Consider the following 15,510-nt stretch of genomic DNA (forward strand, 5'->3'; position numbering starts at 1 on the left):
GCATATGAGAGGATTTATTTTTTTGATTGTATTACAGGGAAATTCTCTTGAGTTAAAAAGGATGGGAACCTTCTGCTAAAAATTCTAAGCCAATGAGGAGGGGCTTTGGGGTCAGCATATATAGCAGGAAATCCCTTTGAACTTATAGCCTGCGGCAGAGCGGAAATAATTTTTCAAAAATTACAGTTTATTTTACCTGTATAAAACTTAAATATTAGGCTTAGTTTTAAAAAGTTTGCAATAATATGATTAACTCTTGAAAAACAGAGGATTTTAAAATAAGAATCACAAATATGTGTTGTTTGGAAAAATTTTAAATATTACATATATTTATGCATAATTAAACATATGTAAGTAATAGTAATATTTTATGGGGGAGTTTATTTTTTTACTCCCAAATAAAAAGGAAGTTGCAAATAAAGAAAGGGAGATGGATATGACAATTTATACGACTAAAGAATGGAAGGGTTATGGTAAGCAGAATTATTATTGGAACGAGTATAGACTTGAAGGAAACGAAGTTGTTAAGTACAAGTGTCACAGGCAGAAGTTCTTTGATGGTGATGAAAACAACTGGAACGAAGATGAGGAAGTTGAAGGATCTTGGGCAATAGATGATCCTAACATGCCAGAGTGGCTGAAAAAGTATATAAAATAATGTAATTATATGACGAGAATAAAAGAAAATCTTATATTTCAAATTTTGAAAAAAATTTCCGCTCTGTCCCATGAAAAGTGGGACTGTAGCGTGAAAAGCAATTGCAAGGGGAGGACTAGCTTTCTAGCAATTGACAAAAAGGTACTAGTAAGGCTACCTGTACCTTTGTATATATGGTTTTAAACCATATATTTTATTTAGAGGTGAAGTTTTATGAAAGAAATTATATTAGCAATGGACATTGGACACAATGTTCCTTATGACGGAGGAGTAGTGGGATTTCGCACAGAAGATGCTCTAAATAGGTTAGTTGTAAATGCCTTAATAAGTAAGCTTAGGGGAAGAGGGATTAAGGTTGTTAATTGTACATCTAGTACAGCAAAAAGCCTTAATGATTCATTGTACCAAAGAGTAAATACAGCTAATAACTCTGGTGCAACCTTGTTTGTATCAATACATCATAATGCATGCCCTGGTGGATATGGTTCAGAGATTTTATGTATTAAAGATAACTACCAAGGTGGATTATCAACAAAGGTAGGACAAGCTATCTTAAATGAATTAGCTTCAATTGGACTTAAAAACAGAGGTGTAAAGGATAGAAGGGACTTATATGTTATTAATAACACTTCAATGCCTGCATTACTCGTTGAATGTGCCTTTGTTGACAGTAGTTTGGATATGGCAAACTACAATCCAGAAAAGAGCGCAGCTGCAATATACAAAGGAATATGTACAGCATTTGCTTTACCAGAAAGTCAAAAACCTAGTACTAATGATGAAGAATATTATATTGTTAAATATGGAGATACATTATGGGGAATAAGTAGAAGATTCAACACTACTGTAGAAAGGCTGGTAGCACTAAATAATATAGCAAATAGAAATTTAATTAATGTTGGACAGAAATTGAGGGTAAAGTAAAACTAAGGTAGGCAAAAGGTTTATGTATTAAGGTACGTAAGCCTTTTTTGTTTTTTAAGGGAATGGAAAGGTGATAGTATTTATTCAATTTTATATATTGAGCGATGTTAGTTTTAGGTAAATGCTTATGCAACTATTTCAGTTTCAAATAAAAATTATTATTAGATGGCTAGAATGAAATATTTAGAACAAGTATAAGCTTAGAATGTTATAATCTAAGTAAGGATTTTAAGGAATAAAATTGTATACTTAAAATAGTTTAACAATTAAAGCTTATATAAATATAAGGTTGTCACTGTTTTTAATTGCGCCATTATGGACCTGACACAGCAATGAAAATCTAATAGTTTACTTATTAAATAGCAATAGAATAACTACATTGTCCTCAAACACCCCTTAGGGTATTAATGATTACCAAAGGCAAGAATTTTTAGAGAAATATATAGTTTAAATATCAAAGCGTTTTATAATTCTTTGATATTTTTTTATTTAATAGGAAAATACGTCTTAAATAGGCATATTAGATTTTAGTATTGACATATTATTAATAGTAATAATTTTAGAGTTGGGGTAGATGGGTACTAAATTTTATAATGAAATATGTCATGCTAATGAAGAAAGAAAAGTCGAAGACGTTTATATAAAAGCTATAGAAAAATATTTTGAAAATTCTGTAGTAATTTTTCCTTATCACTGTGATGGATACACTGAACATAGTGTTATGTATGATGAAAGTGTTAAGGTTTTAAGATTAATTATGGAATTTAAATATGGTAAAGACTTTAATGTTTCAAAAGATAGAGCCATAGTATTAGTTCAAGTATTATATTATCTAAAAAAATTTCAGGAAGGTGTGGCATCTACTTACTCAGAGTTGCCTAACATAATCCTTGCAGGAGATAAAACTACTTGTTTCGTGGTTCATGTAAAAGAAGTTGAGAAGTATTTAGAGTACAACATAGATTGGTCTATTCCACCTAGTAATGCAGCAGTAAGTAATCCAGATCTAGTAAAAGAAGTTATAAAAGATTCTAATAATATTAATGTTCTTATATTTGATATTAAGAGCAATTTTAAGTTTAAAGATGTAGTAACTGAGATTAAAAGGATATTATTAAATTATAATAGTAAATTAAAAATTACAGAAAGAAATATTGCTGGTATTTATGATTATTTTATTCAAAAGGTTATACAAAATCCTGAGCAATATACAGCACAAAATCTAGTTTATTTCTTCATTAATGTGATTATTGATAATGAAGATACATTTATTCATACAAAAAAGAAGAATGTTTTATATGTTAGAGATAATAATAATATTAAAATAGATAGTTGGTGTTATAATTACTTAATTTCAAATTATAGTACCAAATACAAACCAAGCGAAGAGGACAAGCTATATTCAATTAAAGATAGATTGATAGAAGATACTACAAGAAGATATAATGGTGAATTTTATACTCCAACATTATGGGCAAATGAGGCTCATAAAGAGATATCAAAAATAATAGGTATAGATTGGAAAGAAACATGTATTGTATGGGATTGTGCGTGGGGTACAGGTAATCTAACGAGAGATTATAGTTTTAGTAATCTTATATGTTCTACATTAAAAGAAGAAGATCTTTTATTATGTGAACGTAATAATAAGAATAGTATAAAATTTCAATATGATTTTTTGAATGATGACATTGAAAATGGAGATATATCACTTCCTAAGGAAGTAGAAGAATTACTTCGTACTGGGAAACCACTTATATTCTTTATTAATCCACCTTTTGCTGAAGCTTCTAATGGAAAAGTTAATAATAGAAAGAGTAAAGAAAAAACAGCAGATACAAAAATGAAAGAAATAATGAAAAATGACAATTTAAATCAATGTTCACAACAATTATATGCTCAGTTCTTATATAGAATTTTAAAAATAAAAGAAAAATATAAATTGAAGAATGTTAATGTTTGTACTTTTGCACCAGTATTATATTTAACTGGACCAAGGTTTGATAATTTTAGGGAAGTATTTTTTAGAAACTTTAAATACGAATATGGATTCATGTTTAATGCCAGTAATTTTTCAGATGTGTCATCACAGTGGGAGATCTCATTTAGTATCTGGTCGAGTGGTGAAGAGCAAGAGAAGAAAACTTTTGATTTTTCTATAAGAGAAATAAATAAACAGGGTGTTATTGAAGAGATTGGAATAAAGCAAGTATATAATGTAGATAAAAAATTAAGAGGAAGTAGTTGGATTAAGTCGCCGAGCGAAAAAGTCAAGAGAGAAACTTTTTATATGAAATCAGGTATAGGTATAGAAAAAGAATTAACTAAAGTTGGAAGCAATGTCTTAGCATTTTTTATGAATGATAGTAATAACGTTTATGCTAATACTCAAGGAGTGTACATTCTTTCAGCTCCAGTTAAGAGGCATATAAAAACTACTAAAATGACCAAAGAAAATTTTGAGGATTGTTGTTCATTATTTGCAGCAAGAAGGGTAATTGAATCAAATTGGATTAATCAAAAAGAGGAATATATGATTCCTAATAAAGAGCACGTAAAATATAAAGAATGGGTTAGTGATAGTATAGTATTAGCTCTTTTTGATATAGCAGCACAACAATCTTCTCTTAGAGATATCTATATAGAGGGCAAGAAGTATGATGTTATAAATAATCTATTCTTCATGAGTAATAAAGAGATTAGAGAATTAGCTGATATATATGCTAATAAAGATATATATGAAGATAGTAAAATTCATGAAAAAGAAAGGTATGTATACGAATTCGTAAAAGGATATGATTTTAGCAAAGAAGGACAAGCTGTTATAAATAAAGCTAAGGATTTAATAGTTAAGAGTTTTAGGTATAGGAATGAGTTTAATAAACTGTATCCACAGTATAATGTAAATGCTTGGGATGCTGGGTGGTATCAAATTAAAGTAGTTATTGGTAAATGTGATGATTTAAAAAACGATATGGATTTTTTTAATTTACTGTTAAGTAACCTAAAAAATAAAATGAAACCGTTAGTATATGAATTGAAATTTTTAAAGTAACTAAATTTGTATAATTATTTATATTTTTAGGTAATAATTAAGTTATGTATAGATAATAAATTTAGTTAGGTGGAATATGATGTTTCCTAAACAAAAAGATATTGAAATTCCATTATTAAAAGCAGTTATTAATAATGGTGGATATACAAAACCAAAGGATATTTATAAATTAATAGCAAAAGAATTTAAATGTTTAACAAAAGAGGATTTAGAGATTAGGTTAGCAAATGGAGATAATAAATGGCAAAATACTGTACAGTGGGTAAGACAAGCATTGGTAAGCAAAGGTGAACTAAGTAATAAGAAAAAAGGAATATGGGAAATAACTAAACAAGGAATTGAACGTGTTGAAAGTAAACAACATTCAAATAATAATTTGGTCTCTGTAGAGATAGATTATATTGAAAATATAATATTAGAATATAATAGAAATTTAAAAGAGCAACTTCGTAATAAATTATATAATATGAATTCGTTAGAGTTTGAACAATTTTCAAAGTTATTATTGCAAGAGCATGTATTTGAAAAGGATTCAATTAAACTTACTAAAAAAGGACCTGATGGTGGAATAGATGGTTATGGGAAAATAAAGTTAGCTGGAATATCTGAAATAAATGTAGCTTTTCAATGTAAGAAATGGAAAGGTAATGTTGGAAGGAGCATAGTTCAGGAATTTAGGGGGAATATTCAAGAAAAATATGAAAAGGGTATAATTTTTACTACAGGAGGCTTTAAAAGAGGAGTAGATTTATTATCAGATCAAATAGGAGCAGTTCCGATAGTAATGATAAATGGAGAACAGATAGTTGAGTTAATGATAGAAAAAGATATTATGGTAAATAAAAAAAGTATATATTTATATGAATTAAAGTAAGAGAATAAATAGTAACTTATTATTCTTTATTTAGATGCATGAGAGTCACTTCACGCCTCTCAAGTGACTCTGAGTACCAAAAGAATTACAGGTGCAAGAAAATGTGGATAGTAGTAATATAAGATAGATAACATGTAAATGTTAAAAAGTAATAAAACTGTGTCTAGATGATAACTATGTTATCCTCAAACACCACTAGGGGGATTAAGGATCGCCAAAGGTAAGCACTTGTTAATAATAAATATATTAACAAATAAATGTTGTTTGAACATAAAAATATTTGAGCAACATTTTTTTATTTGCATAATATTGACTTAGACAATAAATGGTATTATAATTAATATTGTCACAGACAATAAATGAAAAGAGGTATGAGGATGAAAGGTTTGAAAAAATTATCATTACTACTAGTAATGATGCTAACGACAACATTATTATATGGATGTGGAGGTCCAAGTCCAACAGATGTTGTAAATGAATATTTCAAAAAGATGCAAAATGGAGATATGGATGTTCAAAAGCTATTCGCTATGGCCGAAGAAGGGACAAAAGAAGAAAATGTAGAAAGTGATTCTTTTTCAGAAGATACGCAAAAGAAATTGTTAGAAAAAATGAAGGCAATAACATATAAGGTAAACAGTGAGACAGTTGATGGAGATAATGCAAAAGTAAATGTTACTGTAAAGGGAATGGATTTAAATATAGTCTTAGCTAAAGTTATGCAAGAGGCTTTTAGTTTTATATTATCACAAGCATTTTCAGGTGTTGAAATGAGTGAGGAAGAAAATAATGCTTACTTTGATAGTTTGCTTAACAAGTATTTAGATGAAATAACATATAGTGAAAGAACTTCTGATGTCTTATTAACTAAAGTAGATAAAGAGTGGAAGATTGAAGAAAGTGAAGCATTATCTAAATTATTAATAGGAATAGATAGTTCTACTTTTAGTGATAGTGAAGGTGGTACAGGAAGTGATTCAGAAACTCCAGTTGCTACAAAAGAAATGACTTTAAATACACCATTATTAGTAGAAACTGAGAATGGCAATTATAATTTAACTATTGAAGGTGCAAGAGCAACAGACAAGAGAAATGAGTTTTCAGAAAAAGAAGTAAAGCAAGTAGTATTTTTAGATTACACTTATGAAAATGTTAGCTTTGATAAAAATGATCTTTATATTGATGAATATGCATTCCAAGTTTTAGATGATGAAGGAAATGTACTTGATACTTATCCTGTATACGATGAAAATAGAACAGCTAAGGATACACCAGTGGGTGGTAAATGTATAGCGAGTGGAACTTTTGCAGTTCCAACAGATAGCAAGAATTTGAATGTTACCTTTGTAAGAGGTTCACAAAAGGTTGCTAAGATAATAGTTCCTATAAACTAAAATATACTTTACTAACCGATGAAAAAGCAGGCTAAAAGATAACCTGCTTTTTTCATATAAGTATTGAATTTTAGTAGAGATAATAAGCTAAGACTTATTGTTAAAATAAGATAAAAAATGTACAATTATATATATTGACTTAGTCAATACAAATTACATAACCAAAGGGAGGTGATGTCAATTATAGGATTAGAGTACATTTTAGCATTATATGATATGCAGCACATAGATTTAGCAGAAAAGCTAGGAATTAAAAAGCAAAATATTAATATGTGGATTAAAGGAAAACAAAATATTTCTAAAAAATACTTACCGGTCTTAGAAAATATCTTTGGAATAAGGCAAGAGTACTTTAGTAAAACTATTGATGAAATAGACAAACTGGAAATTCAAAAGGAAAAACTAAAAATAGATTTAAATCCAATCATTAAAAAGCAAGAATCAGTATATATAGCTGAAGATATAAATGATTTGGTTCAAGTGCCTGTTTATGACAAAGAAGAAATAAACACCATAGAAAGAACCATTGAAAAGGCAAAGCTTATGAATAAATTTAAATCTGCTTTAGAAGTTGTAGATCCTAATCCTTATATTGATACATACAAGCTTATGGTAGAAATATTAGAAAAAGGTCAGCACGAAGCTATAGTTCATAAAACTATGGAAGCTTTAGCTCATTACTTAGAGGTATTACCAGATAAAATAACTACTGGTGAAGAACAAATGGAATTTGAAAGTGAAATATTTGAAGTATTCGATGATTACAACTATTAATAATTGAGAGCTTTGAGTTAAGAATTAAAGAATTGGAGGAATAATTATGTCAACAGCAAACATTGGTTTTGAAGAAACCTTATGGAAGTCAGCAGATAAGTTAAGAGGAAGTATGGATTCAGGTGAATATAAGTATGTAGTATTAGGTCTTATATTCATGAAATATATATCAGATAAGTTTGAAACTAAGTATGAAGAGTTAGTGGAAGAGGGAGATGGCTTTGAAGAAGATAGAGATGAATATGAATCTGAAAACATCTTCTGGGTACCAAAGGAAGCTAGATGGGGATACTTAAAGGATAACGCAAAGGATCCTAAAATAGGACAATTAATTGATGATGCAATGATACTTATTGAAAAAGAAAACCCAACATTAAAAGGTGTTCTTGATAAGAGATATGCAAGACCAGAACTTGATAAGAGAAGACTTGGAGAGCTTATTGATTTAATTTCTACTATAAGATTACATAAAAACGGTGAAAAAGATCTTTTAGGTAGAGTTTATGAATATTTCTTAGGACAATTTGCAAGCTCAGAAGGTAAAGGTGGTGGAGAGTTCTATACGCCTACATCAGTTGTTCAAACTTTAGTTGAAATGATAGAGCCATACAAAGGTAGAATCTATGACCCTGCTTGTGGATCAGGTGGTATGTTTATTCAAAGTGAAAAGTTCGTTGAAGAGCACGCAGGTAGAATAGATGACTTATCTATTTACGGACAAGAAATGAACGCTACAACTTGGAAGCTATGTAAGATGAATTTAGCTATAAGAGGTTTAGATGGGAACATCGGACCACATCAAGCAGATACATTCCATGATGATCTTCATAAGACATTAAAAGCTGACTTTATACTCGCAAATCCTCCATTTAATATAAGCGATTGGGGCGGAAATAAGTTAACAGAAGATGTTAGATGGAAATATGGGGTACCACCAGAAGGTAACGCAAACTATGCGTGGCTTGAACACATAGTGTATCACCTTGCACCAAATGGAGTTGCAGGAGTAGTTTTAGCAAATGGAGCCTTAAGTTCTAATACTTCTAATGAAGGAGTTATAAGAAAAGAATTAGTAGACTCAAAATTAGTTGATGCCATAGTAGCATTACCAGATAAATTATTCTATTCAACAGGTATACCAGTATCATTGTGGATATTAAATAGAAACAAAATAGATAATCCTAAGTTTAGAGAAAGAGCAGATGAAATACTGTTTATAGATGGTAGAAACTTAGGAACTATGGTAGATAGAAGACATAGAGAACTAAGCCAAGAAGATGTTAAGAAAATATCAGATACTTATCATAACTGGAGAAATATTGATGGACAATATGAAGATGTTCAAGGCTTCTGCAAAGCTGCAAAGATGGAAGAAGTTAGAGAACATGAATATGTATTAACTCCAGGAAGATACGTAGGGATAGAAGAGCAAGAAGATGATGGAATACCATTTGACGAAAAGATGGAAAACCTAACAAGTGAACTAGGAGAACTATTTGCAAAGTCAAGACGCCTAGAGGATGAGATAAGAAAGAATCTAGGGGGAATTGGGTATGATTTCTAATTTGACAACTTTAGAAGAAGCTGTAATTAGTTCCAATACTGGAGCAGATGCAATTAAAAGAGCTCCAATTGTTGATGAAGACACGGGAGTTAGGTGTTTGAGAATTGGTGATGTATCAAATAAAAAACCATATTCTGAATGGGGTTTTACTAGTGCAGATGATAAAGTAATTGAAAAATTCTCTTTAAAGAGAGATGACATTATTATTGCTAGAACCGGTAATACAATAGGAGTAGTTAAATATATCGATAAAGATACTAATTCGGTTTACAATAATGGGCTTATAAGACTTAAGATAGATAAAAGTAAGTTTTACCCTAAATATATTTATTATAATTTAGCTTCTAAATCTTTTAAAGATTTTGTTCTTGCTATCTCTGGTGGAACTTCAACTCAACCTAATATGAAGATTAAGCATACTCTAAAATTTGAAATACGTAATTGTACATTAGAGGAACAAAAAGTGATAGCCAAAATATTATCTGATTTGGATAAAAAAATAGAAGTTAACAATCAAATAAATGATAATTTTGTTAAATTAATAGCTTAGATTAATAGCTAAATGATAATTTAGAAAAGATGGCTCAAGCTATTTTTAAGCAATGGTTTGTTGATTTTGAGTTTCCTAATGAAAATGGAGAACCATATAAAAGTAGTGGTGGAGAAATGGTTGAGAGTGAATTGGGGATGATCCCTAAGGGATGGGATATAGGTGTTTTATCGGATTTAGTAAATATAAAGTATGGAAAGGATCATAAAAAACTTGAAGATGGAAAGATTCCAGTGTTTGGTTCAGGTGGAGTTATGAGATATGTTGATAAAGCTTTATACGAGAAAGAAAGTGTATTAATTCCAAGAAAAGGTACCTTAAATAATGTTATCTATGTAAATGAACCATTTTGGTCAGTTGATACAATGTTTTTTACAGAAATGAAACTACCTAATATAGCGAAGTTTGTTTATCAGTTCGTTAAATTAAAAGATTTAGTAAATATGAATATAGGCTCAGCAGTTCCAAGTATGACTACTGCTATTTTAAATACAATTCATGTAGTAATTCCATGTAAAGAAATATTAGACAAATTTGATGGGATAATAACATCATTTTACTCACAAATTCAATTTAACGATAAAAATAGTGAGAATTTAGTTAATATAAGAGATACTCTTTTACCGAAACTAATGAGTGGCGAAATAGATGTTTCTAAAATAGATGTTTAGTCAATTAAATTGCGATTTGAAAATTTCAAAAGACTTTTATATGGCAATACTTAAAACAGTTTAAAATTTAGGAGGCCATATAAAAATGAAAGATAAACTAATATATAGAATTCAAAAGACTATGCAAGGATACATTAATGAAGAACAGATGAAAAAATTAACTGAAACGTTAAAATTGTGTTTCTACAATATTAATATTACTGAAACAGAAATTAAGTCAACAGACAACACTGGAAACAGTGAAAGGCTGTTAGAAATATTTTTATCAGCTAAAAGAATAGAAGGGTGTTCAGCGAAAACAATTGTTTATTATAAATCAACTATAGGAGATATGATTTCGAAAATTAATAAAGAGATAATCAACATTACAACAGAAGACTTGAGGCTCTATTTGGCAGAGTATCAGAATAAAAGAAAAATAAGTAAAATAACTCTAGATAATGTTAGAAGAATTTTTTCAAGTTTCTTTGCTTGGTTAGAAGACGAGGATTATATTATTAAAAGTCCTGTTAGAAGAATCCATAAGGTTAAGGCAGAAAAAATAATTAAGGAAGCATTTACTGATGAAAATGTAGAGTTATTAAGAGATAACTGCGAAGACGTACGTGATTTAGCTCTTATAGACTTATTAAACTCAACAGGGATGAGAGTTGGAGAATTAGTTAGATTAAATAGAGATGATATAGATTTTTATGAGAGACAATGCATAGTATTTGGAAAAGGTGCAAGTGAAAGGGAAGTATATTTTGATGCAAAAACTAAAATACATCTGCTGGAGTATTTAGAGAAAAGACAGGATATAAATGAAGCATTATTTGTATCGGTAAAAGCTCCACATAATAGATTAACTATTGCAGGAGTGCAAAGTATCCTAAGAAAAATAGGGAAAAGAGCAAATATCAATAAAGTTCATCCTCATAGATTTAGAAGAACTTTAGCAACTAGTGCAATTAACAGAGGGATGCCTATTGAGCAAGTACAGAAACTATTAGGTCATATGAAGATTGACACTACCATGAACTATGCTATTGTAAATCAAAATAATGTTAAGATATCTCATAAAAAGTTTATTAGTTAGATGAAAGGATTAAAAGATGAGTTTAGAAGAATGGAAAAAAGTAAAGTTAAAGGATATTATAATTTTTAACCCTAAGGAAACAATTAAAAAAGGACAATCGTCAAAGAAAGTGGCAATGGATAAACTAGAGCCGTTTACTAGAAAGATAACTGGTTTCGAGGAAGTTAAATTCACTAGTGGAACTAAATTTAGAAATGGGGATACCTTATTAGCTAGGATAACTCCATGTCTTGAAAATGGAAAGACAGCACAAGTTGATATACTAAATAAGAATGAAGTTGGATTTGGTTCAACAGAGTATATTGTTTTAAGAGAAAAAATTAACTCAACGGATAATGATTTTATTTATTATATGTCAATTTCACCGGAGTTTAGGAATGTTGCAATAAAAGCTATGAATGGTTCATCTGGTAGACAGAGGGTACAAAAAGATGTGCTTGAAAATAGTGAGTTTATGTTACCACCAATAGTAGAGCAAAGAGCTATTGCAAAAGTTTTATCGGGGTTAGATAAAAAAATCGAAATTAATAATCAAATAAATGATAATTTAGAAAAGATGGCTCAAGCTATTTTTAAGCAATGGTTTGTTGATTTTGAGTTTCCTAATGAAAATGGAGAACCATATAAAAGTAGTGGTGGAGAAATGGTTGAGAGTGAATTGGGGATGATACCAACAGGATGGCAAGTTACTAAGATTAAAGAAATTGGTGAGGTTGTTGCCGGTGGGACACCATCAACAAAAAATGTAGAATATTATGATGGAGATATTCCTTGGATAACACCAAAAGACCTATCTGGTTATCAAAGAAAATTTATTTCTAAAGGTGAAAGAAGTATAACAACGTTAGGATTGCAGAAATCAAGTGCAAAATTGATGAGAAAAGGGACAGTACTTTTTAGTTCAAGAGCTCCAATAGGTTATATTGTTATTGCACAAAATGATGTATCTACTAATCAAGGTTTTAAGAGCATAGTTTGTAACGAGGATATAATAAACAATAATTATGTTTATTATTACCTTAAGTTTCATAAGGAAAAAATTGAAAATGTTGCGAGTGGCTCAACATTTAAGGAGATATCAGGCACAACTATGAAGATGCTTGATATACTTGTTCCTACTATGGAGTTATTAAATAAGTTTAAAGAGGTTGTAAAAGCATATGACAATGTATTAATAACAAATTATATAGAGAATGATTCACTAATTGAATTAAGAGATGTATTATTACCAAAACTAATGAGTGGCGAAATAGATGTTTCTAAAATAGATGTTTAGTCAATTAAATTGCGATTTGAAAAATTCTATGGTAAAGAATTGTGGTAACTAGAAAGTGAGAGGTGAAAAAAGTATCAAGTTAGCGGAAGCATTGATAGTAAGAGTAGATTTACGAAAACAGATAATTAGCTTAAAGACATACTTTATTACCAAAAATTATGTCAGGTGAAAAAAGAGTAGACGGTATTAATATAGAAATTTAATAAATATTAAAATATATATGTGGGGTGGGATAATAGATAAAATAGTTCCAGCTTTTGAAGTTTCATTATTTGAGCCAGTTTTTAGTACAACATTAGAATTAGGTGAATTAGGGATTGATTCATTATTAGATGATGGTCTATTTAAGAATATACCTATTGTTAGCTTAGTCATGGGTATTGGAAAAACTGCTCAAAATTTATATGAAAGAAATTTATTACAGCAGACTTTGAATTTTATTAAATCATTTAATGAAAAAAGTATTGATGAAAAGAAACTTGAAAAATATAAAGAAAAAATTAATAAAAATAAAAGTATGGCTGAGAAAGAGCTAGGAAGAGTCTTAATTATTCTTAATAGTAATGTTGAAACAAAGAAATCACAGCTATTAGGTAAAGTATTTAGAGCGTATGTAGACGAAAGAATAGATTGGAATCAATTTTGTGATTTATCAGAAGCGATTTCTAGGTTATTTATATCTGATATAAACTTGATATCTGATATTTGGCAACATAAAATTAATGATTCTAGTCAGTGTATGAATTATCAAATCGACAGACTAGTATCAATAGGCTTTATAGGTACAACTACCAAATCTATGACTATTGGGAGTAATAATACGTCAAATACAGAACGTTATCTTAATATTACTCAATTTGGAAGATTGCTTTCAGAAATAATATTCTAGTTAAGATTAATAGTGATAACTATATCATAAGGGTGTAATTTTTACCAAGCCTCATTTGGGGATAGAGGATTGCTACAGTTAAGCATTTACTTAAGTTTATAAATATAAAAGTATATCTAAAATAGGGGGATGTCATGTTTAAGTTAATAAAAGAATTATTTTCGCTTAAAAAAACTATAGAACAAAAAAATGAGGAATTAAAATCATTAAATAGAGATATAGAGAAGATTGAGTTAGAAAAAAATGAAAAGATAAAATCATTAGATGTAGAAGTAAATAAGGAAGTTATCAAATTAAAAGAGACTAGAGAAGAAGAAATAGATAAATTAGTTAAAAAGATTAAAAAGATAGAAGAAGATATTGAAAACAAAGCAAATTTAGTAGAAGAAATTGAAGGCTATAAAACAGAAATCGATAAACTAAATAAAAGTGTAAAAAGAGAAAGTAAAAAAGTTGAAAGCTTAAAATATCAATATGAGTCTATAAAATATATAGTAAATAAATATGAAGAGACAGATATACTAAACAAAGAAATTATAGAAACTTTAAATGAGCAGACAAGTTTTGAACCAACTGTTGAAATAAAATTACACTGTTTAGATATAAAAGAGCTAAGAAAAGAGTTTAATAATAATAAAAAAGAAATAAAGAAGGTTCTTGAAAGATACGAAGGCAGATATACAACAAAAGCAAATCTTGCAATTTATAAACTAATGGTTATAGCATTAGAGGCGGAACTTCAAAATATACTATATAATTTAAAATATAACAAACTAGAAACTAGCATAAATTCAGTAAAAGAAGTAACACAAAAATACTTATCAATTGCTAATACAGGAAATCAAAGTATTGCAAATACACTTATGAAATTTATAAATGAAATTGAGTGCTTATTTATAAAAGCTATTGAAATAGAGTATGAGTATTACGTAAAGAAGGAAAAAGAAAAACAAGAACAAGCAGCATTAAGAGAACAAATGAAGCTTGAAGCAGAAGAAAGAAAAGAATTAGAAAAACAAAAAAAGAAGATGGAAGAAGAAGAAAGTAAATATAAAAATGAAATAGATAATGTAAAAGAATTATTAGCAAATACAGAAGATATTAAAAAAATAGAAAAATTAAATGAGAAAATTAATGAACTAATGAACAAATTAAAAGCTGTAGATGAGAAGAAAGAGGAAATAGCTAAGAGACAAAATGGAAAAGCTGGATATGTATATGTAATCAGTAACTTAGGTTCTTTTGGAGAGAATATGTTTAAAGTAGGAATGACTAGAAGGTTAGAGCCAATGGATAGAGTTAAGGAACTTGGTGATGCTAGTGTACCATTTGAGTTTGATGTACATAGCTTTATATTCTCAGAAGATGCAGTAGAGTTAGAACAAAAAATGCATGATAGGTTAAAGAATACAAGGGTAAATAAAATCAATTTAAGAAAAGAGTTCTTTAATGTATCTATTGATGATTTAGAAGAGTTAGTTCAAGATATAGATCCTGCAGCAGAATTTAATAAGACAATGATAGCGGAACAATACAGACAAGGGTTAGCACTAAAGGAGTTAGAAGAAGTTGTAATTTAGAGTGTGAACCAGTAGATAGTAAAAGTAATAGATAAATTGTATGAAATTTAATAAATCTTCATCAAAAATTTTAAACCACTAAAAGTTTTGATAAATAATTTTGGGGAAATACTCTAAATATAAAAAGTATTTTGAGGGAAACACTTGACATTTTAACTAGAAATACTAGAGAAAAGAATATTGCTATTGTAGTTTATTTTTGAGAGAATAGTAAAAAAATAAA

At 28.9% G+C, this 15,510-nt stretch carries 13 protein-coding genes; all 13 read left to right on the top strand.

What is annotated here, in order from left to right; all coding sequences use genetic code 11:
- The first annotated feature begins 436 nt into the window (after positions 1-436).
- The gene (locus tag AAT22_RS08540; RefSeq protein ID WP_040437171.1) at positions 437-658 is read left to right on the top strand and encodes a hypothetical protein; all 222 of its coding nucleotides are present in this window, start codon (positions 437-439) and stop codon (positions 656-658) included.
- Positions 659-871: 213 nt separating this feature from the next.
- Positions 872-1,582 carry an N-acetylmuramoyl-L-alanine amidase gene (locus AAT22_RS08545; RefSeq protein WP_047000900.1) on the top strand — a complete coding sequence of 237 codons (711 nt, stop codon included), beginning with the start codon at positions 872-874 and terminating at the stop codon, positions 1,580-1,582.
- A 574-nt stretch (positions 1,583-2,156) separates the two neighbouring features.
- Positions 2,157-4,637, top strand: coding sequence for a hypothetical protein (locus AAT22_RS08550; protein WP_047000901.1), 2,481 nt, complete (start codon positions 2,157-2,159; stop codon positions 4,635-4,637).
- A 79-nt stretch (positions 4,638-4,716) separates the two neighbouring features.
- The gene (locus tag AAT22_RS08555) at positions 4,717-5,511 is read left to right on the top strand and encodes a restriction endonuclease (RefSeq protein ID WP_047000902.1); all 795 of its coding nucleotides are present in this window, start codon (positions 4,717-4,719) and stop codon (positions 5,509-5,511) included.
- 377 nt (positions 5,512-5,888) lie between these two features.
- Positions 5,889-6,905: a DUF4878 domain-containing protein gene (locus tag AAT22_RS08560; RefSeq protein WP_047000903.1), complete on the top strand. Its 1,017-nt coding sequence runs from the start codon at positions 5,889-5,891 to the stop codon at positions 6,903-6,905.
- 174 nt (positions 6,906-7,079) lie between these two features.
- A complete protein-coding gene (locus AAT22_RS08565) occupies positions 7,080-7,679 on the top strand; it encodes a helix-turn-helix domain-containing protein (protein ID WP_207642006.1) in 600 nt (199 codons plus the stop codon).
- Positions 7,680-7,725: 46 nt separating this feature from the next.
- Complete coding sequence (locus AAT22_RS08570; RefSeq protein WP_047000904.1) at positions 7,726-9,243, top strand: class I SAM-dependent DNA methyltransferase; 1,518 nt, start codon at positions 7,726-7,728, stop codon at positions 9,241-9,243.
- A complete protein-coding gene (locus tag AAT22_RS08575) occupies positions 9,233-9,793 on the top strand; it encodes a restriction endonuclease subunit S (protein WP_047000905.1) in 561 nt (186 codons plus the stop codon). Before AAT22_RS08570 ends, AAT22_RS08575 begins: the two co-directional genes overlap by 11 nt.
- A gap of 29 nt (positions 9,794-9,822) precedes the next feature.
- Entirely contained in the window at positions 9,823-10,464 is a 642-nt protein-coding gene (locus AAT22_RS08580; RefSeq protein WP_207642007.1) for a restriction endonuclease subunit S, read from the top strand.
- 85 nt (positions 10,465-10,549) lie between these two features.
- Positions 10,550-11,542: a site-specific tyrosine recombinase/integron integrase gene (gene xerA / locus AAT22_RS08585; protein WP_047000906.1), complete on the top strand. Its 993-nt coding sequence runs from the start codon at positions 10,550-10,552 to the stop codon at positions 11,540-11,542.
- A 16-nt stretch (positions 11,543-11,558) separates the two neighbouring features.
- The gene (locus AAT22_RS08590; protein ID WP_047000907.1) at positions 11,559-12,818 is read left to right on the top strand and encodes a restriction endonuclease subunit S; all 1,260 of its coding nucleotides are present in this window, start codon (positions 11,559-11,561) and stop codon (positions 12,816-12,818) included.
- 220 nt (positions 12,819-13,038) lie between these two features.
- The gene (locus AAT22_RS08595) at positions 13,039-13,707 is read left to right on the top strand and encodes a hypothetical protein (RefSeq protein WP_047000908.1); all 669 of its coding nucleotides are present in this window, start codon (positions 13,039-13,041) and stop codon (positions 13,705-13,707) included.
- A 134-nt stretch (positions 13,708-13,841) separates the two neighbouring features.
- On the top strand, positions 13,842-15,287 hold the full coding sequence (locus tag AAT22_RS19355) for a GIY-YIG nuclease family protein (RefSeq protein ID WP_207642008.1): 1,446 nt from the start codon (positions 13,842-13,844) through the stop codon (positions 15,285-15,287).
- Positions 15,288-15,510: the final 223 nt, after the last annotated feature.

This window comes from Clostridium sp. C8 (assembly GCF_001010885.1).
GTDB classification, from domain to species: Bacteria; Bacillota; Clostridia; order Clostridiales; family Clostridiaceae; genus Clostridium; species Clostridium sartagoforme.